Source organism: Pseudonocardia kujensis (assembly GCF_021283305.1).
GTDB classification, from domain to species: domain Bacteria; phylum Actinomycetota; class Actinomycetes; order Mycobacteriales; family Pseudonocardiaceae; genus Pseudonocardia; species Pseudonocardia kujensis.
This window is the reverse complement of the sequence record NZ_JAJSOK010000047.1, coordinates 1-21770: the sequence shown is the minus strand read 5'-3', so window position 1 is coordinate 21770 and position 21770 is coordinate 1. Positions and strand designations below refer to the sequence as shown.

The window sequence follows — 21770 nt, the reverse complement described above, 5'->3', positions numbered from 1 at the left end:
CGTCCTACATCCGGCTGAGCTTGCGGTAGCGGGCGATCTCGTCGCGGGACCGGACCGTGAGCACGGCGGCGGCTCCGGCGACGGCGGCGAGCAGGGCCACCAGCACGACCTTCATCGGGCGACTCCCTCCGGGACCAGCAGGGTGAGCAGGTCGTCGACGGCGGCGAGCGCGGGCTCGACGGCCGCGGCGACCGGGGGCGAGAGCCCGATCCCGTCGCCGAGGTCGGCCGGCTCGCAGCCGAGCACCAGGACCCGGCCCACGGGATCGGCGACGCCCGTCGCCGCGGCCAGGTCGCGGACCAGCCCCAGCACGCGGTCGGGGCTCATGTCGTGCCCGTCGAGGGCGATGCCCTCCGGCCGGGCTTCCGGCTGGGGGTCGGCGAGCGTGTGCTCCAGCTGGTAGAGCGTGCCGGGCGGGCCGTCGCGGTGGACCACGTCGACGAGCAGCAGGCCCGCGCACCCGTCGAGCAGCCGGTAGGCGAGGTGCACCCCGCGGATGCCGACGTCGAGCACCTCGACCCCGGCCGGCAGCCCGCCGCGCGCCACGAGCCGGCGGGCGACCTCGACGCCGAAGCCGTCGTCGGACCGGAGGACGTTGCCGACGCCCGCGACCAGCACCGTCACGGCACGACCTCCAGCTCGTCGGGCCGGAAGTACCGGAAGCGGCCGTGCGCGCGCTGCAGCTCCGCGGCCGGGTCGCCGTCGACCGAGACGGCCACGTGGACGGCTCCGTCGACGTCGTGGACCACGGCCTGGACGGTCGCGCGCAGCCCGGCGAGGAAGGCGTCCTGCGCGTCGGCGCCGGCCCGCGGGTGCAGGACCACCGCGCTGCCCCTCGCCACCGGCACGCCCCCGACCAGGGCGGTGTCGTGCTCCGGATCGACCTCGGCCTCGGCGGCCGGGTCCCACCACGGGAGGCGCTCCGGCACGACGTCTGGACCGTCGCTCCCGGTGGGGGTGTGCAGCGTCGGGACCGGGGACCGGATCGCGCCGTGCAACCGTTCCAGGTACTCCGGCGGCAGCGCGTCGACCGCGTCGAGCAGCGCGGCGGCCCGCGGGTCGGTCGCGCGGGCCTCGGCCTTCTCGGCGTCGGTGAGGGTCATCGTGCGCAGGGTGAGCAGCTCGTCGTTCTCCGTGCCGTCGAAGAGGTCGACGGTGCTCTCCGGGGCGATCCTCGCGTGGTCGGCGAGGATGATCGGCGCGGAGAGCAGCAGGTCGGAGCGCCCCTCGGGGCCGGCCAGCGCCGGCCAGGCGTGCGCGCTGCGGCACTCCGCGACGTACGGCGCGGCCCACTCCGGCGGGTCGGTCGGGGAGAGGAAGGCGGCCCGTTCGACGGCGAGCAGCAGGTGGGTCCCGATCAGCGCGCGGCCCAGCGCCTCGTCCCGGGCGGCGCCGGGCGGGGGCCACGCCTGGTTGCGGACCTCGATGCACAGGCGCAGCACCGGGTACGGCCCGGGCGGCTCGTCCACCCGTACGCGGATCTCCGCGTCGAGCGGCTCCCGGACCCTGACCACCCCTCCGGCGGCGGTGCCGTCGGGGTGGTGCAGCGTCTCGACCGACTCGGCGCCCGCCACCTGCACCGGTACCTCCAGCGGCCCGGCGCCGGCGACCAGGGGGAGTGTCGCGTCGACGTGCCTCGGAACGCCCTCCTCGAAGGGGACGTGCCGCAGGCCGCCCACCTCGACGACACCGACCTGCATGCCGTCGGGGCCGTGCACCGTGCGCCGCTCCCGCTGCAGGAAACGCAGCCGGAGGTGGAGCACGGGATCGGGGCCGCGGGTCTCGACCACGCACTCGGTCCGGCTGGTGGAGGTCTCGCCGGAGTCGGTGCCGAACCCCTGCGGCACGAGCACGCCCCACTGCCACCGGATCCGGTTCTTCTGCGCGGAGGCGCGGTAGGGGTAGAGCAGGTAGCCCTCGAACAGCACGGCGTCGGCGACGGCGGCCGCGTCGGCGAAGAGGACGTCGTGCGCGTCGGCCTCAGCCACGGTCGGCCTCCTTCAGCAACCGCTCGACGGCGTCGTCCCAGGTGGGGAGGGTGTTCGCCGAGCGGAAGGCGGCCAGCCGGTCGAGGGTGCCGCGACGCAGCCGCACCCAGCCGGCGCCGGGGAAGTGCTCGTCCATCGCCGCGCGCCAGACCGCGACCGGGAGCCGGTGGTGCGCCTCCTCCTGCCAGGGCACCGGGCCGACCTGCACGCCGGTGTCGCCGGCGTAGAAGAGCGTGCCGGAGAACAGGAGGAGCAGCGGGATCTCGCCGACGTCCAGACCGTGGAGGTACCGCGCGGCGGCGACGTCGAGGTCGTAGGTCAGCGGGACCGTGACGGGCACGGTGACGCTCCCCGTGAACGCCGGCGTGAGCACCGGGACCGTGGCGAGCTGGAGTGGGGTGAGCGTGTCTCCCCAGCGGTCGGGTTCGCCGAAGAGGTCGGTGAGCCGCGCGGTCTCCCCGGACGTGTAGCGGCGGGGCCGCGGGTCGATCCGGATCTGCACCCGCAGCGCGACGGTGTGCACCCGGCGGCCGGTGCCGTCGTCGACCCGGAGGTCGAGGCGCAGCGCGGGCCCGGCCGCGTGGGGTTCGGGCCGGGATCCGGTGCAGGCGAAGCGGAGCACGTCAGACCCTGCTCCCGATCGGCCGGGCCCGCGTGTGGAGCTCGGCGAAGAACGCGTCGATCGCCTCGCGCGCCTCCGGTCCGCCGTCGAAGCCGCGCCAGTGCAGCCGGACCAGACCGACGAGCCGGTAGCAGGCGTCGATCGGGACCAGCAGGCAGGCGGTGGGCTCGCGGCGCACCAGCAGCGCCTCGACGTCCGGGCGCAGCTCGGCGGCCAAGGGGCTCGCGCCCGGGCCGCCCGCCCACGCGTCGAGCGTCAGCTCGCTCTCGGTCGCCCCTGCCGGGCTGGGGTAGCAGGCGACGACGGCCTCCCGCACCGAGTTGCGCAGGAAGAACGCGATCCCGACGGGGATCTGCAGGGCGTCCCACTCCGGCCCGGAGGGCGCGGCGCCGGGGTCGGTGAGGTAGCGGTCCGGTACCCGCGCGTACCCGCCCGCGCCGGGGGCGTCGAACAGGAAGGCGCAGGGCCCGCACGCGCACAACAGGCGGCGCTCGGCCACGTGCACCAGGTGCGGGTGCTCCTCCGGCACCGGGGTGGCGCACAGCTCGCAGCGCTCCACCGCCGCCTCGGCCGGCGGCATGGAGAGGAACCGCCGCAGCCCCGTCACCGCAGCTCACCCGCACTGCCCCTACGGACCACGGCGGACCCCGATCTGCAGGAGGGCCGGGCCGGGATCGCGTTCGACGAACGCGACCCCGGCCGTGTCCGGCGCCGCGGCCGCGACCTCGTCGGTGACGATCTCGCGCATCGTCCCGGTGCTGCAGCCGTTCGCCGGCACCGCGACCCGGACGGTGCCATCCGGGTCGATGCCGAGCAGTTCGACGTCGCCGCCGTGGGAGCCGAGCTTGCGCGTCGCGACGGCCATCGCCTGCTGCACCCGCACCCGCAGTTCCACGGGATGCAGGTCGTGCAGCGCGAGCAGGCCGCCCACCAGGGGGTCCGCCGCCAGCCGGTGGACCAGCGCGTCGCCGCCCGCGGCGCGCGCGACCGTGACGACCTGTTCCAGCCCGGCCCCGTAGAACTGCATGAGCAGCCGGACGAGCTCCTCGCCGGCCGGGCGGGTACGCGGGTCGAGCCGGTCGAGCACCTCCTCCAGCCGCTCGGCGACCCGCGCCGGGTCCCAGTCGCCCATCTCCGCCGTCCCTACAGGACGTTCAACGAGCCGGGGGAGTGCGTCTTGTGCAGTTCCTTCCCGTCGCCGAGGTACATGTGCACGCCGCAGGGCAGGCACGGGTCGAAGCTGCGGACCGCGCGCATGATGTCGATGCCCTTGAAGTTCTCCCGCCCGTTCTCCTCGAAGATCGGCGTGTTCTGCACGGCGTCCTCGTACGGGCCGGGGGTGCCGTAGGTGTCGCGGACGCTGCCGTTCCACGGCGTCGGCGGGTAGGGGTGGTAGTTCGCGATCTTCCCGCCGCGGATGACCATGTGGTGGCTGAGCACGCCGCGGACCGCCTCGGTGAACCCGCAGCTGTTCGCGTCCTCCGGGACCGTGAACTTCTCCCAGGTCTTCGTGTTGCCGGCGCGGACCTCGGCCAGCGCCTGCTCCACGAAGTGCAGCGCGACGGCGGCGGAGTAGGCCTGGAAGTAGGTACGGGCGCGGTTGCGCTCGATCGCGTTGGACAGCGGCCTGCCCTGCTTGTCCATCGGGGGCTTCCACTCGAAGCTCACCCCGGGCTTGAGCGCCGTCCGCGGCAGGTCGATCTGCACGCTGTCCCCGGTCGCCTTGACGAAGCCGCAGTCGACCAGTCCGGACAGCGCGGTCGCCCAGAGCCGGGCCAGCGGACCGCCCCCGGTGTCGAGCGGCAGGTGGTCGGTGCCGTCGAACCAGCGCGGCGACATCGTCCAGGAGTACTTGTCGTCGAAGTCGCGCTTCTGCGGTGCCGGGATCGTGTGCTGGTTCCACGGGTGCCGCCGGTCCACCGGGTTGCCCAGCGGATCGTGCGTCACGAAGGTCTCCTGGTCCTCCCAGTCCCGGTAGAAGCTGTGCCCCAGCAGGATCCGGATGCCGAGGTTGATCTCCACCAGGTCGTTCGTGACCAGCTGCCCGTCGACGACGACGCCGGGCGTCACGAACATCCTCCGGCCCCAGTCGGTCATGTGCCGGTAGTCGAAGTCGCAGTGCTCCGGGTCGTTGAGCGAGCCCCAGCAGCCCAGCATCACCCGGCGCCGGCCGACCTCCTCGTAGCCGGGGAGGGCCTCGTACACGAAGTCGAACAGGTCGTCGTGCATCGGGACGACCTTCTTCATGAACTCCACGTACCGCATGAGGCGGGAGTAGTAGTCGGTGAACAGCTGGATCGTCGCGTGCGTGCCGACGCCGCCGGGGTAGAGCGTCGACGGGTGCACGTGCCTGCCCTCCATGAGGCAGAACATCTCGCGGGTGTACCGGCTGACCTGCAGCGCCTCGCGGTAGAACTCGCCGGTGAACGGGTTGAGCGCCCGCATGATGTCGCCGACCGTGCGGTAGCCGTGGTCGGCGGCGTGCGGCGCCTCGGTACGGTTCGCCTGCTCGAGCACGCCGGGGTTGGTCTCCGCGATCATCTTCTCGCAGTAGTCCACCCCGACCAGGTTCTCCTGGAAGATGTTGTGGTCGAACATGTACTCGGCGGCCTCACCGAGGTTGATGATCCACTCGCCGAGGTGCGGCGGGCGCACCCCGTAGGCCATGTTCTGGTTGTAGACCGAGCAGGTCGCGTGGTTGTCGCCGCAGATGCCGCAGATCCGGCTGGTGATGAAGTGGGCGTCGCGCGGGTCCTTGCCCTTCATGAAGATCGAGTAGCCGCGGAAGATCGACGACGTGGAGTGGCACTCGGCCACCCGCTTCTGCGAGAAGTCGATCTTCGTGTAGATCCCGAGGCTGCCGACGATGCGGGTGATCGGGTCCCACGCCATCTCGGTGAGGCCGGTGGCCTCGGTCGGGGCGCTGCGGGGTTCGGTGGCGGTCACGTCGGTCACCAGACCTTCCGGTAGCCGGTGGTCAGCTCCTCGCCGCGGTGCCGCCACTTCGGCTCGGCGTCGAGCTTGGACTCGGTGATGGCGCGCAGCTTGCGGATCACGCCGCCGTACGCCTTGCTGGCCGTCCCGGAGACGAGGCTGCCGGGCGGGGCGTCCATGAACGGCATGAACTTGTCCGGGAAGCCCGGCATGGTGCAGCCGATGCAGATCCCGCCGACGTTCGGGCAGCCGCCGACGCCGTTGATCCAGCCCCGCTTCGGGACATTGCACTTCACGACCGGGCCCCAGCAGCCGAGCTTGACCAGGCACGTCGGCTGGCCGTACTCGCTCGCGAACTCGCCCTGCTCGTAGTAGCCGCCCCGGTCGCAGCCCTCGTGCACGGTCTTCCCGAACAGCCAGGTGGGGCGCAGGGCGTCGTCGAGCGGGATCATCGGTGCGGCGCCGGTGGCCTGGTAGAGCAGGTACAGGATCGTCTCGGAGAGGTTGTCCGGGTGGGTCGGGCAGCCGGGGACGCAGACGATCGGGATGCCGGCCTTCGACCTCCAGTCCCAGCCGAGGTAGTCCGGCACGCCCATGGCGCCGGTGGGGTTGCCGGCCATCGCGTGGATGCCGCCGTAGGTGGCGCAGGTGCCCGCCGCGAGGACGGCGAGGGCCTTCGGCGCCAGCCGGTCCAGCCACTCGCTCGTCGTCATCGGCTGACCGGTGAGGGGGTTGTTGCCGAACCCGCACCAGTAGCCCTCGGGCTTGATCGCCTCGTTCGGGATCGACCCCTCGACCACCAGCACGAACGGCTCGAGCTCCCCCCGGTCGGCCTTGAAGAACCACTCGATGAAGTCGTTGGCGCCCCCGACCGGCCCGTTGTCGAAGTCGATCAGCGGCCAGTGCACCGCGACCTTCGGCAGACCCGGCAGCGCGCCCAGGGCGATCTCCTCGATGGTCGGCTGGGTGGCGGCGGTGAGGGCGACCGAGTCGCCGTCACAGCTCAACCCGGCGTTGATCCAGAGGATGTGGACGGGTGCCTCCTCGGTCGCCTCCGTGGGCTCGGGTTCCGTGGTCGGTGCTGACATCGGTGCCACCCCCAGGGACCGGCCGGCGCTGCGCCGCAGGGCCGACGTGCGGACCAGATCACCGTTGTAGCGGCGACGTCCTTGCGGAGTAAGTGCACCGAACACATAGGCGCGCGGCGCAGGGGGACGAGCAAGATCGACTTGCGGGCCACCTGCATCGCCCCGAGGCTCGAGGCTCGAGACGTCGGGAGGCGGTGGCGCGGGTGGCGCGGATACTGAAGGACCTGAGCGGCCCCCGGCGCGGGCCGCGACCGCCGGGCGGGCCGCTCGGCCGGGTGCTGGTGCTGGTGCCGCTGTTCGGTTCCCTGGTACGCCGGGGCCCGCGGGGCTGACCCTTCCCCGCCCGCGCGGGGCCTGCTTCACTCGTCGGAATGACGAGCCGGCCGCGGTTGCTCCTCGCCGGCGAACGCCACGGGTCCCTCCCGGTGCTACTGCTCGTCCTCACCCTGGTCACCGGGGTGATCGATGCGATCAGTCTGCTCACCCTCGGCCGGGTCTTCGTCGCCAACATGACCGGCAACGTCGTGATCACCGGGTTCGCGATCGGGGGTGCGCCCGGGTTCTCCCTCCGTACCTCGCTGAGCGTGCTCGTCGCCTTCCTCCTCGGCGCCGGTGCGGCCGGGTTCCTCATCGACCGGATCGAGGGGCGGGGTGCTCTGCTGCGGGCCGCGGTGCTGATCGAGTGGGTGCTGCTGGCGGTCTGTCTCGTCCTGGTGGTGGTCCACCCGCCGGTGGTCGACTCCGCCGCGACCCTGGCGGTGGCCGTGATCGCGGCCGTGGCGATGGGCATGCAGAACGCGGTGGGCCGCCGCATCGCGGTGCCGGACCTCACCACCAGCGTCGTCGGGATGTCGATGACGGGGCTCGTCGCGGACCGCACCCACTCGAGCCGGCAGGCGGTCCTGCGCCGGGCGTGCGCGGTGCTCAGCCTGCTCGCCGGCGCGGTCGTGGGGGCCGTGCTCGTCCGGACCGTGGGCGACGCGTCGGCGTTCGGGCTGATCCTCGTGCTGCTCGCGGGGGTTGGGGCCGCCGCGCACACCATGCTGCGGCGGGGCCCGGACTGGGAGGGGTGACCCCTACCGGACGACCGCGAACGCGGCGAGCCCGAGCACGACGAGCCCGGCGACCTTGAGGAGCTCCAGCGCGATGTAGGCGAGGTGGGCCCGCGATCCGATGTGCGGGTCGCCGGCGAGGACCCGCCGGGTGCGGGCGTTCAGGGCTGGCCGGACCGCCGCGAGCTGCACGGCGAGCAGGAACGCGACCGCGGCCGCGGTCCACCCGGTCGCCGCGGTCCGGGTCCCGGCGAGCAGCGCGACCCCGACGCCCACGACGAGCACGACCTCGACGACGTTCAGGGCCCGGAACACGAGCCGTCCGATGCCCAGTCCCAGCGGGACCGTGATCCCGGGGGCGCGGAACTTCAGGGGCGCCTCCAGGAACGACAGGGCCAGCACCATCCCGAGCCACACGAAGGCGATCGCGCCGATCGCGAGGTTCACCGCACCGCTCCTCCCGGTCGTCCCGGCGCCCCCAATCCTGCACCTCGGGCAGGCCGGCGGGACGCGGAGGTGCGGTGGCGACACGACCGCGGCCGTGCCCACGCACGAGGCGTGGGCTGGCCACGGCCGCGGGGGAACTCGGACCGGGTCGGGAGGACCGGTCCGTCAGAAATAGTGCTTCCGGCCGCCGACCGCACGGCCGGCCGCGCCGAGGATCGCCAGCACGGCGCCGACGACCAACAGGATGATCCCGAGGATCCACAGCAGGGAGATCTTCAACAGGAATCCCAGCACCAGCAGGATCAGGCCGAGAATGATCATGGTGTTCCGTTTCCTCCAGAGTGTCGCCCCCTTGCGGGAGTCGGCAGAGGACGGCCCTCTTAATCACGCGGCGGGGATCCGATATGGAACCGTGATCACCCGTCCGAGGGCGTCGAGGGGCTGGAACGGTCCGGCGTGGACGGGTGATGGTCCCCCGCGACCGGTGGCCCGGCGTCGCCGGCAAGGGCGCGGCGGACGCGGGAGAGGTTGTCGCACAAGGCGTGCAGCCACCCCCAGCCGTCGAGCAGTCGGGCGTCGCCCTCGGGCGGGAGCGCCGGGAACCGTTCCCGGCACCCCTCGGCGAGGGCGTCCGGCACGCGGTTCCCGTCGACGGCCTCGGCGGTCTGCCGGTACGCGCGGGCGATGTCGGCGGCAGCCTCCTGCAGCGCGTCCGGGCCGGCGGGGCCCGCGGCGGCGGTGGGCTGTGCGGGATGGCGGTCGCGCAGGGCGCTGTCGTAGGCGTCGAGCCGGTGCACCACGAGCACGACGGTCAGCCAGTCCGGCCCGGCGGCGCCCCGCGGCATCGGCTCGGTGCGGTACTGGACGTACGCGTGCTCCAGCAGGACCGCCGTCGTGTGCAGCCGGCCGGGGTCGTCCGCGCCGACCGGGACAGGGGCCCCGGCGAGCACCGCGGCGACCTCCTCGGCGTCGTCGGCCACCGCGCGCAACGCGTCCGCCGCCACCTGCCGGACCTCCGCGCCGCCCCCGCGCGGCCACACCGCCGCGCCGATGAGCGCCCCGACCAGCCCGCCGACCAGGACGTCGACGAGCCGGACCTCGGCGAGGTGCCACGTCGCCGGGGAGAGCTGGGCGAACAGCGCCGCGACCAGCACCGTGAACCCGGCCTGGGCCGCGCCGATCCCCAGCAGCGGGCCCGCCGCGAACGTCGCGACCATGACGACCGGCAGCAGCCAACCGTAGACGGAGCGGTCGTCGCCGACGAGGACCAGCACCCCCGCGGCGAGGACGGCGCCGACGAGCGTCCCGGCGAACGCCCGGGCCAGCACCGACCGGTCCGCCGACGCCGACGTGCGCATCAGGCTGAGCGTGGCGAGCAGCACCCAGAAGCCGTGCTGCAGGTCGAGGACCCCGGCCACGACCCGGGCGACGGCGAGGCCGAGCGCGAGCCGGACGGCGTTCTGCAGGTAGATCGAGCGCGGGGTGAGGTGCGACCGCAGCCGCCGCCACCAGAGCTCCACCGGGCCGGCGTGCAGGAACCACAGCATCGGCGGCGTCTGCGCGGGCGCCGGACGGGGCGCGCCCGACCAGCCGGAGACGGCGAGCGCGCCGAGCCGGGCGTCCTCGGCGAGGGCGACGGCGGCCAGCCCGGACCGCAGCGTGGTGGCCGGTCCGGGGACGCGGGCGGCGCTGTGCGCGGCGAGCGCGGCGTCGAGCCCGGTCGCGTCGACCGGCAGCGCCTGTCGCCCGGCGCGCAGGGTCCGGGCCACCCCGGCGAGGACCCGTCCGGACTCCGCGACGAGGTCGGCGGTCCGCGGGTGCGGGGGTTCGCCCGGCCCCGACATCAGGTCGGCCAGCGCGACCGAGCGGTCCGCCGACGCCCGGATCGCCGCGGCCGTCGCGAGCAGGCTGCGGTCGTGGCGCCCGGGCCCGAGCGGCCGCTCCTCCCGGGGGAGCCGGGTGATGCGCAGGTCCTCCGCCGACTCCAGGATCTCGCGGTGCCGGGCGACCTGCGGCGCGGTCGGCGCGGGGGTCCGGAGGGAGTCGGCCAGCGCGCCGGCGAACCGCGCGACCTTGTCGGCGAGCACGGCCATCTGGTCCGGCACCGGCGTCGGCACCGACCGGGGCAGCAGCCACCGGTCGGCGGCGATCAGCAGCGCACCGCCGAGCACCAGCCCGAGCAGCCGCTGGTCGAGGGTGTCCGGCTGGAAGGGCGGGAAGCAGGGGAGCACGTAGAGCAGCTGCAGCCCGTTGACGACGCCGACCACCCGCGGGCCGCCCGTCCCGGCGTAGGCCACCACGAACCCGACGACGAGCATCCCGGCCGCGGCGGCCCAGGTCGACACGGCGAGCAGGGTGCCCAGGGTGACCAGCACGACCCCGGCGGCGACGGCGGCCAGGAAGGTCCGGAGCCGGCGGTCGGGCGGGCCGGTGACCTCGGACAGCGCGCCGAGCGCGATCACCGTGAACAACGCGTAGATCGCGACGACCGAGTTCCCCAGCCCGTACAGGCCGCCGTAGAAGCCGACGAGCGCCGGCACCGACACCCGGATCGACCGGCGCAGGGCCGGCCCGACGGGCGGCCTCACCGGGCAAGGGCTCCCTCCGGCCGGACCGGGGTCACGGGCGCTGTCGAGGCCGGTGCCGAGGGCGCCGAGGGCGGGAGGGGCACCCAGCCCTCGGGCCCGGGCAGCCGCTCGGCCGCCTCCGGCCCCCACGTCCCCCGGGCGTACGGCGACGGCGGGGTCGCCGGGTCGAGGATCGGCTCGACCACCCGCCAGGCCTGCTCGATGGTGTCCATCCGCGCGAAGTGCGCCGGGTCCCCGGCCAGCGCGTCGGCGAAGATCCGCTCGTAGGGGGCGTGGACGGGCCCGAGCACCTCACGGAAGTCCACGGCGAGGGGGATCCCGGTGGGCACGTCGCCCTGCCCCGGCTGCTTGGCGAGCAGGGTGATGGTGATCCCGGCCCGGGGCTGCAGGCGCAGCCGGATCCGGTCCGGCCGCATGGTGCCGAGGCCGCCCGAGAACAGGGCGCGCGGCGGCGGCCGCAGCACGGCGACGACGTCGAGCAGCGTGTCCGGCAGCGCCTTGCCCGCCCGCAGGTGCACGGGCACCCCGGCCCACCGCCAGTCGTCGACGTGGAACGTGGCGGCCACGAAGGTCTCCGTGGTCGAGTCCGGCGCGACGCCCGGGGTGTCGAGGTAGCCGTCGTAGCGCCCGCGGACCACGTCGGTGGGGTCGAGCCGGCGCACGGCCCGCAGCAGCCGGGCCTTGGCGTCGCGCTGGTCGTCGGCGGCGTCGGAGAGCGGCGCGTCCATCAGCAGGTAGGCCATGACCTGCAGCAGGTGGTTCTGCACGACGTCGCGGACCGTGCCCACGGCGTCGTAGAACGAGCCGCGGTCGGCGACGTCGAAGTCCTCGGCCATGGTGATCTCGAACCGGTCGATCCAGTGCCGGCTCCACAGCGGCTCCAGCAGCGTGTTGGCGAACCGCAGCACCAGCAGGTCCTCCACCGGCTCCTTCCCGAGGAAGTGGTCCACCCGGAAGATCCGGTCCTCCGGGTAGTGCTTCGCCAGCAGGGCCTGCAGCGCCCGGGCCGAGGCGAGGTCGCGCCCGAAGGGCTTCTCGACCACGAGGCGGGACCGGGTGTGCAGGCCGACCCCCGCCAGGCCGTCGGCGACCGTGCCGAACAGCGAGGGCGGCACGGCGAGGTAGTGCACCGCGAACGCCGTGGGGCCGGCCGCCGCGGTGATCGCGTCGGCGAGCCGGGTGAACACGGCCGGGTCGGCGTAGTCGCCCGACACCAGGTGCGTCGAGCGCTGCAGCCGCTCCAGGGCGGACTCGTCGACCTCCTGGTCGGTGTCGGCCAGGGCGGCGCGGACGCAGTCGGCCATGTGGGCGCACAGCCGGTCGTCGTCCCAGTCGGTGAGCGCGACACCGAGGACCGGCACGGTCAGCTCGCCCCGCCGGACCAGCTGGTACAGCGCCGGAATGATCATCTTCTTGGCGAGGTCGCCGGTGATGCCGAACAGCACCAGGACGTCGCCGGCGGGAGCGGTCACGCGGGTCCCTTCTCCAGGTGGCCGCCGAACTCCAGCCGTTGCGCGGACTCGACCTTGTCGGCGAACAGCTCGCTGCCGCGGGAGGCGAAGCGGCTGTACAGCGCGGCGGTGAGCAGCGGCGCCGACACGCCCTCCTCGATCGCGGCGATCGACGTCCAGCGGCCCTCGCCCGAGTCCGACACCCGGCCCGCGAACTGCTCGAGGACCGGGTCCTCGGCCAGCGCCTCGGCCGTGAGGTCCAGCAGCCACGAGCCGACCACGCTCCCGCGCCGCCACACCTCCGCGACCTCCGCCAGGTCGATGCCGTCGTAGGGGTAGTACTTCGGGTCGCGCAGCGGGGCGGTCTCCGCGTCGGCCTCCGGCGGCCGGACGCCCGCCCCGGCGTTGCGGATGACGTTGAGGCCCTCGGCGTAGGCGGCCATGAGGGCGTACTCGATGCCGTTGTGCACCATCTTCACGAAGTGCCCGGCGCCCGACGGGCCGCAGTGCAGCCAGCCCTGCTCGGCCGGGCTCGGGTCGCCCGTGCGGCCCGGGGTCCGCGGGGCGGCCGCGACGCCCGGGGCGAGCGAGGAGAACACCGGCCGCAGCCGCGCGACGGCCCGGTCCGGGCCGCCGATCATCAGGCAGTAGCCGCGTTCGCGCCCCCAGACCCCGCCGCTCGTGCCGCAGTCGACGTAGTCGACCCCGCTCGCCGCGGCCCGCTCGGCGCGGTCGATGTCGTCGCGGTAGGAGGAGTTGCCGCCGTCGACGATCGCGTCGCCGGGGTCCAGCGCGCCGAGCAGCGTGGCCACGGTGTCGCCCGTGATCGCGGCGGGCAGCATCAGCCACACCGAGCGCGGGGCGTCGAGCCCCGCGACCAGCTCCTCGAGCGAGCCGGCACCCCGCGCGCCCTCGGCCACCAGCCCCGCCACCGCGTCGGGGGAGACGTCGTACACGTGGCACTCGTGCCCGGCGCGCAGCAGCCTGCGCACCATGTTGGCGCCCATGCGGCCGAGCCCGATCATCGCGATCTGCATCCCGTGGTCCTTCCGTGGGTCGGATGAGCCGTGCGTCAGACGAGCCGGTGCCGTTGGGAGGCGGGCGCGACCCGCCCCGGCCCGTGGTCGAGCTGGTGGTCGAGGTCCACCGCGGCGCTGATCAGCGCGAGGTGGCTGAAGGCCTGCGGGAAGTTGCCGAGCTGCTCGCCGGTCGCCCCGACCTCCTCCGAGTAGAGGCCGAGGTGGTTGGCGTAGGTCAGCATCTTCTCGAAGGAGGTGCGGGCGTCGCCGAGCCGGCCGGAGCGGGCCAGGGCGTCGACGTACCAGAAGCTGCAGAGCGAGAACGTGCCCTCGGTGCCGGTGAGACCGTCGGGGGAGGCGGCCGGGTCGTAGCGGAACACCAGGCCGTCGGAGACCAGGGTCCGGTCGATCGCCTCCAGCGTGGAGCGCCACAGCGGGTCGCTCGGCACCACGAACCCGGCGCGCGGCATCATGAGCACCGCCGCGTCGAGGACGTCACCGCCCAGGTACTGCACGAACGCCTGGCGGCCGGTGTCGAACCCCTTGGCCATCACCTGGTCGTAGATGGCGTCGCGGCGGGCGGTCCACCCGGGCACGTCGCCGGGCAGCGCGCGTTCGCGGGCCATCCGGATCGCCCGGTCGAAGGCCACCCACGACATCAGCCGGCCGTAGACGAAGTCCTTCGCCCCGCCGCGGGTCTCCCAGATGCCCTCGTCGACCCGGTCCCAGTTCTCGCAGAGCCAGGACACCATGTCCCGCACGGCCTGCCAGCCACGGTGGTCGAGCCGCACGGCGTGCCGATCGGCCAGGTGCAGCGAGTCCAGCGCCTCGCCGACGATGTCGAGCTGCAGCTGGTCGGAAGCGCCGTTGCCGATCCGCACGGGCCGGGAACCGCGGTACCCCTCGAGGTGGCCGAGGGTCTCCTCGGTGAGGTCGGCGCTGCCGTCGACCCGGTACATGATCCGCAGCGGGCGGCCGTCGGGCCCGTCGTGCTCGCCGACGCGGTCGGCCAGCCAGCGCCCGAACGCCGCGGCCTCCTCGGTGTAGCCCAGGCTGAGCAGGGCGTGCACCGAGAACGACGCGTCGCGGATCCAGGTGTAGCGGTAGTCCCAGTTCCGCTCCCCGCCGACCTGCTCGGGCAGCCCGGCGGTCGGCGCGGCGACGAGCGCGCCCGTCGGGGCGTAGGTCATCAGCTTCAGCGACATGGCCGAGCGGTGCACCGTCTCGCGCCAGCGGCCGACGTAGGTCGAGTGCTCCAGCCAGGTCCGCCAGAACTCGACGGTCGCGTCGAACCGCTCGTCGGCCTCCCCGATGGGGATCCGCCGGGGCCGCAGGCCGGGCCCGGACTCCAGCACCGTCCCGACCGCCTGCCCCGCCGTGAGCGTGACGGTGGCGCGGACGTCCGGCCCGTCGCGCTCCCACTCGGGCGCGCCACCGCCGTCCACGACGGTGTGCAGGCAGAGGTCCATGTCGGGCCCGTGGAACACGACGCCCTCGGCCTCGACCTCGGTCGTGTGGCCGGCGCGGCCGTAGTCGAAGCGCGGTCGGCACTCCACGGTGAACCGCATGGTGCCGCGAACCACCCGCAGCACCCGGACGATCTCGTGCCGGTCGGTGGCCGGGCCGTTGCGGACGGGCATGAAGTCGTAGAGCGCGCCCACGCCGTCGGCCGTCATGAACCGGGTCATCAGCACGGCGGTGTCGTGGAAGTACCACTGGCGGCGGGTGACCTCGCCGTCGGTATCCGGCGCGATCCGGAAGAACCCGCCGCGCCGGCGGTCCAGCAGCGCGCCGAACACGCTCGGCGAGTCGAACCGCGGGCAGCAGAACCAGTCGACGCTGCCGTCGGTGGTCACCAGCGCCGCGGTCTGCAGGTCGCCGATCAGCCCGTGCTCGGCGATCGGGGGGTAGTCGTCGGGGTAGGCCACGCCACGCCGCTCCTCCCTCGCCCGGACGCGGGCGACCGTGATCGCGCTCGTCCTGATCACGCCGGCCGTTAACGGCGCCCGTGACGGGGGGCGGGTTCGGGGTACTGCGTAGACATGACCGAGTACGAGGCCGAGCGCCGGCTCCACCACCCCGCCGAGACCGTGTTCGCCGCCGTGGCCGATCTGCATCACGCGGACGAGTGGGGTCCGGGCGACCTGCACGTCCGCGGCCACGACGGCGATCTGACGACCGTCGACAAGGGCGGGAGCGAGGAGGGGGACGGCGGCGTGCGCGGGCTGGCCCGGATTCGGCCCGAGCAGATGCGGGTGGAGTGGGGTGTGGAGGGCTCGCCGGACTACACCGGCTGGATCCAGGTGATGCACGCCGACGAGGGGCACTCGCGGGTCGTGGTGCACCTGTCCTTCCTGGGGCACCGGCGCGAGGCGCACCCCGGGCCCGCGGCCGACGCGGTGCAGCGGCGGCTCGAGGACGGGCTCGACCGGCTCGCCGACCGGCTCGGCGCCTGACGCGGTCAGCCGGCCGGCAGCAGCGCCTGCAGCACCCGCGCGGCGCGGCTGCCGTCCGGCTCCTCCCCGGTGATCGTGCGCAGGTAGACGTAGGACTCGACCACGCGCACCAGGGTGTAGGCCAGGTCGTCGAGCGGGATCGGGCTGGCCAGCCGGCCCGCCGCCGTCTCCGCCGCCGCCAGCTCGCGGACGAGGGCGACCAGCCGCGGCTGGAAGCCGCCCGAGGACAGGGTGAGCAGCCGGAGCGCGAACTCGCCCTCCTCCTCGAGGAAGCGGCGCATGCCGCGGTGGGCGAGGGTGTCGGTGACGAACCGGCTCAGGACCGCCGCCAGCCGCGACCCAGACCCGTCGCCTGCCGGCGGCGGCCGCCGGAGGGTGCGCTCGGTGAGGGACCAGACGACCTCGCCCAGCAGCAGCTCGCGGGAGCCGACCCAGCGGTAGAGCGTGGCCCGGTTGACGCCCAGCTCCGCGGCGAGCGTCTGCATGTCGACCCGCTCGCCCGCCTGGAAGCGGTGCCGCGACAGCAGGAAGGCGTCGAGCGCACCGGGACGGTCTGCGGCCCCGGCGAGCCGCCGCTGCAACGGGGTCGGTGCTCCGGCCACGATCCCTCCGTTGACGACCCGATGTGACGCGGACCATAGTAGGCGACATCTGCCGGATCTGTCGCACTGCCGCGACGACCCGGCTCCGTGTCTCGCAGACGATCTCGACGAGGAGAACGCCCATGACGACGGACGTGTCGACGCCCCACACCCCGCCCGGCCGGCTGGGGGACCCCGCCCTGACGATCGGCACGGATCCGCGGGCCGACCCGCGGATGGTGGCGGTGCTGGGCGAGCTCGGGCTCCTCGACCACGCCGACGGCGCCCCGCTCGGACCCGACGCGGGCCGGGACGCGCTGCTGCAGTTCGTCGACGCCGTCGAGGAGGGCTTCGAGGGGCTCTTCGCCACGCTCGCCGACGGCCTGCCGCCGATCCACGGCGTCACCTCGGAGCTGCGCACGATCACCGGCGACGGCGGCCACGAGATCGGCCTGCACCTCCACCGGCCCGACGGTGTCGAGGGCCCGCTCCCGGTGATCTACCAGGTGCACGGCGGTGGGATGGTCATGCTGGCCGCGAAGGGCGCGCTCTACACCCGCTGGCGGGACGAGCTGGCCGCCGCCGGCGCCCTCGTCGTCGGGGTGGAGTACCGCAACGGCGGCGGTGCCCTCGGCCCCCACCCGTTCCCGGCGGGGCTGGAGGACTGCGCGACCGGGCTGCGCTGGGTGGCCGAGCACCTCGGTGAGCTGGGCGGGTCGCACATCGTGGTCACCGGCGACTCCGGCGGCGGCAACCTCGCGCTCGCCCTGCCGATCAAGGCGAAGCGAGAGGGCTGGGCGGACGCGATCGCGGGCGTCTACGCCCAGTGCCCGTACATTCTCGGTGACTGGACCGAGGCCTCGTTGCCGTCGCTCGTCGAGAACGACCGGTACTGGCTCAACCGCAGCCTGTTCCCGCTGCTCTCCGAGGTGTACGACCCGGGAGCCGGCAACGCGACCGAGGCGACCTGCTGGCCGTACCACGCGACGGAGGCGGACCTGCGCGGCCTGCCGCCGCACGTGATCTCGTGCAACGAGCTGGACCCGTTGCGGGACGAGGGGATCGCCTACCACCGCGCGCTGCTCGCGGCCGGGGTGCCGTCCGTCGGGAAGGTCAACCTGGGGCTCTGCCACGTGGGCGAGCTGATGTTCCGCGCGGCGATGCCGGACGTCTACGCCGAGGCCGTCCGGGACGTCCTCGGTTTCGCCCGGTCGCTCGGCTGAGACGCCGACGGGCCGGCCGGCGGCCACCCACCGGCCGGCCCGGCGCCAGGCCTCAGGCTGCGGCCAGGCCCGTCTTCAGCGCCTTCCCGATCTCGACCGCGCGGCGGGCCTGGAAGGACACCGCCTCGAGCTCGACGTCGCCGGGCGGGTTGGCGCCGTTCTGCGACACGTGGCTGGTGCCGTACGGGTTGCCCGCCCGGAACTGGATCTGGTCGGCGTAGCCGGGCGGCACGATGATGCAGCCCCAGTGGTAGAAGGTGTTGTTCAGCGCGGTGATCGTCGTCTCCTGGCCGCCGTGCGCGGTACCGGCCGAGGTGAAGGAGGTCGCCACCTTGTTCACCAGCTTCCCGGCCGCCCACAGCGGACCGGTGGTGTCGATGAACTGCTTGAGCTGCGCCGTCGGGAGGCCGTAGCGCGTCGGCGAGCCGAGGATCACGACGTCGGCCCACTCGAGGTCGTCCAGGCTCGCCTCGGGGACGTCCTGGGTCTGCCGCGCGTGCGTCGCCCAGCCCTCGTTGCTGGCGACGGCCTCCTCGGGCGCCAGCTCGTGCACCTTGCGCAGTCGCACCTCCGAGCCCGCGTGCTCGGCGGCCTTCGCCGCGGCCTGGGCCAGCGCATACGTGCTGCCGGTGGCGGAGTAGTAGATGACGGCGGTCTTCAGATCGGTCACGTCCATGCCGCTTCCGGTCGGGATCACTGACCCTGACGGCCTACCCCCTGGCGACCGCGCCATGCCTCCGGTGTGCGCCGGAGAACATGGCGGACCACCTTGCGCTGCCGTGCGTCCCGGCCGGGCGGCGGCCCCCTACCGGGCGCCCATGAGGTGCTCGACGGCGAGCTGGTGCAGCCGGACGAACCCGTACCCCCGCTGCCCGGCCGCCTCGGCGTCGAAGTCCTCGAACGAGGTGCGGTCGGCCAGCAGCTCCGGGTAGCCCTCGCCGGGCGCGAGCGTCGGGGTCGACAGCTCCGGGACGCCCGCGGTGGCGAGCGCCTCCTGCACCTCGGGGTCGGCGCGGAAGGCGACGGCCCGCTCCTTGAGCAGCAGGTAGGTCCGCATGTTGGCGGCGGCCGAGTCCCAGACGCCCGTGTAGCTCTCGGTCCGCGAGGGCTTGTAGTCGAAGTGCCGCGGACCGTCGTAGGCCGGGCCGCCGCCGGGGCCGCCGTGCTCGAGCAGGTCGACGAGTGCGAAGGCGTTGAGCAGGTCGCCGTGGCCGAACACGAGGTCCTGGTCGTACTTGATCCCGCGCTGCCCGTTGAGGTCGAGGTGGAAGAGCTTCCCGGCCCACAGCGCCTGGGCGATGCCGTGCACGTAGTTCAGCCCGGCCATCTGCTCGTGGCCGACCTCGGGGTTCACGCCGACCAGCTCGGGGTGCGCGAGCTTCTCGATGAAGGCCAGCGCATGCCCGACCGTGGGCAGCAGGATGTCGCCGCGGGGCTCGTTCGGCTTGGGCTCGAGCGCGAAGCGGAGATCGTGGCCGCGGTCGAGCACGAATCCGCACAACAGGTCCATCGCCTCGCGGTAGCGGTCGAGCGCCGCCGCGACGTCCTTCGCCGAGTCGTACTCCGACCCCTCGCGCCCGCCCCACAGCACGAAGGTCCGCGCGCCCAGCTCGGCGGCGAGCTCGACGTTGCGCAGCACCTTGCGCAGCGCGAACCGGCGCACCGAGCGGTCGTTGCTGGTGAACCCGCCGTCCTTGAAGACGGGGTGGGTGAACAGGTTGGTCGTGACCATCGGGACGGTCATGCCGGTGGCGTCGAGCGCCTCGCGCAACCGCGTGACCTGCTTGTCCCGGGTGCCCGCGTCGGGGCCGAAGCCGAACAGGTCGTCGTCGTGGAAGGTCAGGCCCCAGGCACCGAGCGCGGCCAGCCGCTCCACGGCCTCCACGACGTCGAGGGCCGGTCGGGTGGCCTCGCCGAACGGGTCCCGCCCCTGCCAGCCGACCGTCCAGAGGCCGAAGGAGAAGCGGTCGGCCTGCGACGGCGTCGGTGCGGACATCGGGCGCTCCTTGTTTAGTCCAGATCGCGAACTAAAGCGGGACGGTAGCCGTGCCGCGGAACCGGGGCAAGGGGCCGTCAGGTCGGCAGGATCCGTACCGGGTCGGCGACGACCGCGTCGAGCACGCCCAGCGCGGCGCCGAGGACCGCGGCGTCGGTGCCGAGGGCGGAGGTGGTGACGGGCGGGGCGCTGCCGCGCAGCGCGCCGACCTGCGCGGCGAGGGCGTCGTCGAGCCGGGGGACCAGCACCGGGCCGAGGGCGGCGAGGGTCCCGCCGAGCACGATCAGCCCCGGGGCGAGCAGGTGCACCGCGGCCGTGAGGGCCAGGGCGAGGGCAGCGGCGGCCCCGTCGACGGCGCTGCGGGCGGCCTCGCCCGCCGGATCGGCCACGGGCCGGTCGAGGGCCGCGAGCAGCGGCGCGAGGCCGCCCTCGGGGTCGAGACCGGCCGCGCGCAGGAGGGCGGGCAGGCCCGCGACCGTCTCCAGGCAGCCGCGTCCGCCGCAGGCGCAGGGGGCGCCGCCCGGTACGACGACGACGTGCCCCAGCTCGCCCGCGAACCCGTCGGCGCCCGAGTACAGCCCGGATCCGACGACCAGTCCCGCGCCGATGCCGACCTCGCCGGTGACCACGAGGAAGGAGGGCTGCCCGTTCCCGGCGCCGAGGCGCAGCTCGCCCAGCGCGGCCAGGTTCGCCTCGTTGTCGACCGCGACCGGCAGGCCCGCCCGCGGCGGGAGGGCGGCGAGGTGCGGGTCGAGCGGTACGTCCCGCCAGCCCAGGTTCGGGGCGGCGACCAGGCGCCGCCGGGCGTGGTCGAGCAGGCCGGGAACGGCGAGGCCGGCGCCCACGAGCGTGAGCCCCTGCGCGTGGGCCCGCTGCTCGGCCTCGGCGGCCAGGGCGGCGAGCTCGGCGAACACGGCGGCGGGGGAGCGGTGGTTCGGCCCGACCCGCTCGAGCTGCACCCGGGTGCGCCGGCGGAGGTCGACGACCCGCACCGCCAGCCGGCGCGCGCCGATCTCGCAGCCGAGACCGGCGACGTACCCGCCGTCGAGCCCCAGCCCGATGCCCGGCCGTCCCCGCTCGCCCTCGCCGGTGCGACCCTCGGCCACCAGCAGCCGCGCCTCGACCAGCTCGCCGACCAGCGACGACACCGTCGACTTGGTCAACCCGGTCGCCACGGCCAGTCCGGCGCGGCTGATCGTGCCCCGCCGCGCGACCTCGCCCAGCACCGCGCCCAGGTTGTGGTCCCGCATGCTGCGATGCCGCATGCCGGGGGCCGGGCGGTCGGTCATGGGCGCATCCTGCCCTGCCCGGCGACGACGGTCAGCCGCGCGTGTCGTGAACGCCCTGCTCTGCCGGCCCCGGTGGGTCGCGCGGTGCTCGCCCGAACGCCGCCGCGCCGTTCGTCCGGACGTTCGTGGGCGCCTCGGGAACGGTGTTCTCCCTGGTGGACGCCGGGGCCGTCCTGTCCGGACAATCGCGCGCGGCCTCGATCACACTCGTCACCCGGAGGATTGACGGGGCCGCCCTCCTGATCCGTACAGTGAGGACCGGCCCCACGGGCCACACCATCCAGAGCGGCCGAGAGACCTGGCTCGACGACGCCGCAGCAACCCCCCGTCGACGGGTGCGGGTGCTCATGCCGGGAGCGATGGAGGAGCCATGTTTCTCGGGGTGCGGCGGCGCCACGTCGATCTCCTGCGGACGGCCAGCGCGGGCTGTCCGGCCTGACGAGGACCCGATCCCCCGTCCCTTCTCCCGCAGGAGAGGTCTGCCCGCATGGCCCCCCTTCACCTGGCCGTCGCGCTCGACGGCGCCGGCTGGCACCCGGCCGCCTGGCGCGAGCCCGGCGCCCGCCCCGATCTGCTCTTCACCGCCCGCTACTGGGCTGCCCTGGCCCGCGCCGCCGAGCGCGGCCTGCTCGACCTGGTCACGATCGAGGACGGTCTGGGCCTGCAGTCCGGCGACCACCTCGCGGCCGCGGACCGGCGCACCGACCAGGTCCGCGGGCGCCTCGACGCCGAGCTGGTCGCCGCGTTCGTCGCGCCGCTGACGCGGCACGTCGGGCTCGTCCCGACCGTCACGACCACCCACACCGAGCCGTTCCACGTCGCGTCTGCGATCGCCACGCTCGACCACGACAGCCACGGAAGGGCCGGCTGGCGGGTGCAGACCTCGGCCCGCGCCGACGAGGCGGCCCACTTCGGCCGCCGCACGCCGGCGGAGATCCGCCGCGAGACGCTCGGCACGCCGGAGGCCGCCGCGGCGGTCGCGGACCTGTTCGACGAGGCGGCCGACGCCGTCGAGGTCGTCCGGCGGCTGTGGGAC

General features: G+C 74.4%; 22 protein-coding genes and 1 riboswitch. Of the genes, 5 read left to right on the top strand and 17 right to left on the bottom strand.

From position 1 onward, the window contains the following. Positions 1-111 precede the first annotated feature (111 nt). Genes LWC35_RS26670 through LWC35_RS26640 form a run of 7 tightly spaced genes read right to left on the bottom strand, consistent with a single transcriptional unit; the run spans position 112 to position 6632 of the window. Complete coding sequence (locus tag LWC35_RS26670) at positions 112-624, bottom strand: hydrogenase maturation protease (protein ID WP_232873009.1); 513 nt, start codon at positions 622-624, stop codon at positions 112-114. Next, positions 621-1988, bottom strand: a complete 1368-nt coding sequence (locus LWC35_RS26665; protein ID WP_232873008.1) for a hypothetical protein — start codon at positions 1986-1988, stop codon at positions 621-623. The genes LWC35_RS26670 and LWC35_RS26665 overlap by 4 nt, the downstream gene beginning before the upstream one ends. Further along, the gene (locus LWC35_RS26660; RefSeq protein WP_232873007.1) at positions 1981-2610 is read right to left on the bottom strand and encodes a DUF6084 family protein; all 630 of its coding nucleotides are present in this window, start codon (positions 2608-2610) and stop codon (positions 1981-1983) included. Before LWC35_RS26660 ends, LWC35_RS26665 begins: the two co-directional genes overlap by 8 nt. Position 2611: 1 nt before the next feature. Then, on the bottom strand, positions 2612-3217 hold the full coding sequence (locus tag LWC35_RS26655; RefSeq protein ID WP_232873006.1) for a DUF5947 family protein: 606 nt from the start codon (positions 3215-3217) through the stop codon (positions 2612-2614). A 21-nt stretch (positions 3218-3238) separates the two neighbouring features. Further along, positions 3239-3742: a NifU-related iron-sulfur-binding protein gene (locus tag LWC35_RS26650; protein ID WP_232873005.1), complete on the bottom strand. Its 504-nt coding sequence runs from the start codon at positions 3740-3742 to the stop codon at positions 3239-3241. Between the two features lie 11 nt (positions 3743-3753). After that, positions 3754-5502 carry a nickel-dependent hydrogenase large subunit gene (locus LWC35_RS26645; RefSeq protein WP_232873049.1) on the bottom strand — a complete coding sequence of 583 codons (1749 nt, stop codon included), beginning with the start codon at positions 5500-5502 and terminating at the stop codon, positions 3754-3756. A 59-nt stretch (positions 5503-5561) separates the two neighbouring features. Continuing rightward, entirely contained in the window at positions 5562-6632 is a 1071-nt protein-coding gene (locus LWC35_RS26640) for an NADH-quinone oxidoreductase subunit B family protein (protein ID WP_232873004.1), read from the bottom strand. A gap of 203 nt (positions 6633-6835) precedes the next feature. Between LWC35_RS26640 and LWC35_RS39600 the strand changes: the two genes are divergently transcribed. Both LWC35_RS39600 and LWC35_RS26635 read left to right on the top strand, forming a co-directional pair. Continuing rightward, positions 6836-6964, top strand: a complete 129-nt coding sequence (locus LWC35_RS39600) for a hypothetical protein (protein ID WP_269804841.1) — start codon at positions 6836-6838, stop codon at positions 6962-6964. Between the two features lie 39 nt (positions 6965-7003). After that, entirely contained in the window at positions 7004-7705 is a 702-nt protein-coding gene (locus LWC35_RS26635) for a YoaK family protein (RefSeq protein WP_232873003.1), read from the top strand. 3 nt (positions 7706-7708) lie between these two features. On the opposite strand, the gene LWC35_RS26630 is transcribed toward LWC35_RS26635, so the two are convergent. The 6 genes from LWC35_RS26630 to LWC35_RS26605 all read right to left on the bottom strand — a co-directional run bounded on the left by LWC35_RS26630 (position 7709) and on the right by LWC35_RS26605 (position 15306). Beyond that, complete coding sequence (locus tag LWC35_RS26630; protein WP_232873048.1) at positions 7709-8089, bottom strand: hypothetical protein; 381 nt, start codon at positions 8087-8089, stop codon at positions 7709-7711. Positions 8090-8296: 207 nt separating this feature from the next. After that, positions 8297-8452 (bottom strand): DUF6131 family protein, encoded by a 156-nt coding sequence (locus LWC35_RS26625; protein ID WP_197040831.1) that lies wholly within the window; start codon positions 8450-8452, stop codon positions 8297-8299. A 95-nt stretch (positions 8453-8547) separates the two neighbouring features. After that, positions 8548-10719: an FUSC family protein gene (locus tag LWC35_RS40490; RefSeq protein WP_232873002.1), complete on the bottom strand. Its 2172-nt coding sequence runs from the start codon at positions 10717-10719 to the stop codon at positions 8548-8550. Then, a complete protein-coding gene (gene zwf, locus LWC35_RS26615; protein ID WP_232873001.1) occupies positions 10716-12191 on the bottom strand; it encodes a glucose-6-phosphate dehydrogenase in 1476 nt (491 codons plus the stop codon). Before zwf ends, LWC35_RS40490 begins: the two co-directional genes overlap by 4 nt. Beyond that, positions 12188-13207, bottom strand: a complete 1020-nt coding sequence (gnd, locus tag LWC35_RS26610; protein WP_232873000.1) for a phosphogluconate dehydrogenase (NAD(+)-dependent, decarboxylating) — start codon at positions 13205-13207, stop codon at positions 12188-12190. The genes zwf and gnd overlap by 4 nt, the downstream gene beginning before the upstream one ends. 35 nt (positions 13208-13242) lie before the next feature. Then, the gene (locus tag LWC35_RS26605) at positions 13243-15306 is read right to left on the bottom strand and encodes a glycoside hydrolase family 15 protein (RefSeq protein WP_269804846.1); all 2064 of its coding nucleotides are present in this window, start codon (positions 15304-15306) and stop codon (positions 13243-13245) included. Between LWC35_RS26605 and LWC35_RS26600 the strand changes: the two genes are divergently transcribed. Then, positions 15232-15645 carry an SRPBCC family protein gene (locus tag LWC35_RS26600; RefSeq protein ID WP_232872998.1) on the top strand — a complete coding sequence of 138 codons (414 nt, stop codon included), beginning with the start codon at positions 15232-15234 and terminating at the stop codon, positions 15643-15645. The genes LWC35_RS26605 and LWC35_RS26600 overlap by 75 nt on opposite strands. Positions 15646-15650: 5 nt before the next feature. On the opposite strand, the gene LWC35_RS26595 is transcribed toward LWC35_RS26600, so the two are convergent. Further along, positions 15651-16247, bottom strand: coding sequence for a QsdR family transcriptional regulator (locus LWC35_RS26595; RefSeq protein WP_232872997.1), 597 nt, complete (start codon positions 16245-16247; stop codon positions 15651-15653). 122 nt (positions 16248-16369) lie between these two features. Between LWC35_RS26595 and LWC35_RS26590 the strand changes: the two genes are divergently transcribed. Further along, positions 16370-17449 carry an alpha/beta hydrolase gene (locus tag LWC35_RS26590; protein WP_232872996.1) on the top strand — a complete coding sequence of 360 codons (1080 nt, stop codon included), beginning with the start codon at positions 16370-16372 and terminating at the stop codon, positions 17447-17449. A gap of 52 nt (positions 17450-17501) precedes the next feature. On the opposite strand, the gene wrbA is transcribed toward LWC35_RS26590, so the two are convergent. From wrbA to LWC35_RS26575, 3 genes are all read right to left on the bottom strand, one after another. Continuing rightward, positions 17502-18125, bottom strand: a complete 624-nt coding sequence (gene wrbA, locus LWC35_RS26585; RefSeq protein WP_232872995.1) for an NAD(P)H:quinone oxidoreductase — start codon at positions 18123-18125, stop codon at positions 17502-17504. A 129-nt stretch (positions 18126-18254) separates the two neighbouring features. After that, positions 18255-19445 carry a xylose isomerase gene (xylA, locus tag LWC35_RS26580; RefSeq protein ID WP_232872994.1) on the bottom strand — a complete coding sequence of 397 codons (1191 nt, stop codon included), beginning with the start codon at positions 19443-19445 and terminating at the stop codon, positions 18255-18257. A 77-nt stretch (positions 19446-19522) separates the two neighbouring features. Next, positions 19523-20734, bottom strand: coding sequence for an ROK family transcriptional regulator (locus LWC35_RS26575; RefSeq protein ID WP_232872993.1), 1212 nt, complete (start codon positions 20732-20734; stop codon positions 19523-19525). Positions 20735-21007: 273 nt separating this feature from the next. Beyond that, a riboswitch (SAM riboswitch) is annotated at positions 21008-21100 on the top strand. 121 nt (positions 21101-21221) lie between these two features. On the opposite strand from LWC35_RS26575, the gene LWC35_RS26570 reads away from it, so the two are divergent. Next, positions 21222-21770: LLM class flavin-dependent oxidoreductase (locus tag LWC35_RS26570; protein ID WP_232872992.1), on the top strand; the 549-nt coding region annotated here is incomplete at its 3' end.

Excerpts from the sequence above, each read along its gene's own strand:
- LWC35_RS26600 (WP_232872998.1), top strand. The coding sequence starts at position 15,232 with ATGACCGAGTACGAGGCCGAGCGCCGGCTCCACCACCCCGCCGAGACC.
- wrbA (WP_232872995.1), bottom strand. The coding sequence starts at position 18,125 with ATGGACGTGACCGATCTGAAGACCGCCGTCATCTACTACTCCGCCACC.
- LWC35_RS26640 (WP_232873004.1), bottom strand. The coding sequence starts at position 6,632 with ATGTCAGCACCGACCACGGAACCCGAGCCCACGGAGGCGACCGAGGAG.
- LWC35_RS26605 (WP_269804846.1), bottom strand. The coding sequence starts at position 15,306 with ATGCAGATCGGCCACGGCGGCGAACACGGTCTCGGCGGGGTGGTGGAG.
- LWC35_RS26645 (WP_232873049.1), bottom strand. The coding sequence starts at position 5,502 with ATGGCGTGGGACCCGATCACCCGCATCGTCGGCAGCCTCGGGATCTAC.
- LWC35_RS26575 (WP_232872993.1), bottom strand. The coding sequence starts at position 20,734 with ATGACCGACCGCCCGGCCCCCGGCATGCGGCATCGCAGCATGCGGGAC.
- gnd (WP_232873000.1), bottom strand. The coding sequence starts at position 13,207 with ATGCAGATCGCGATGATCGGGCTCGGCCGCATGGGCGCCAACATGGTG.
- LWC35_RS26650 (WP_232873005.1), bottom strand. The coding sequence starts at position 3,742 with ATGGGCGACTGGGACCCGGCGCGGGTCGCCGAGCGGCTGGAGGAGGTG.
- LWC35_RS26630 (WP_232873048.1), bottom strand. The coding sequence starts at position 8,089 with ATGGTGCTGGCCCTGTCGTTCCTGGAGGCGCCCCTGAAGTTCCGCGCC.
- xylA (WP_232872994.1), bottom strand. The coding sequence starts at position 19,445 with ATGTCCGCACCGACGCCGTCGCAGGCCGACCGCTTCTCCTTCGGCCTC.
- LWC35_RS26590 (WP_232872996.1), top strand. The coding sequence starts at position 16,370 with ATGACGACGGACGTGTCGACGCCCCACACCCCGCCCGGCCGGCTGGGG.
- LWC35_RS26625 (WP_197040831.1), bottom strand. The coding sequence starts at position 8,452 with ATGATCATTCTCGGCCTGATCCTGCTGGTGCTGGGATTCCTGTTGAAG.
- LWC35_RS26635 (WP_232873003.1), top strand. The coding sequence starts at position 7,004 with ATGACGAGCCGGCCGCGGTTGCTCCTCGCCGGCGAACGCCACGGGTCC.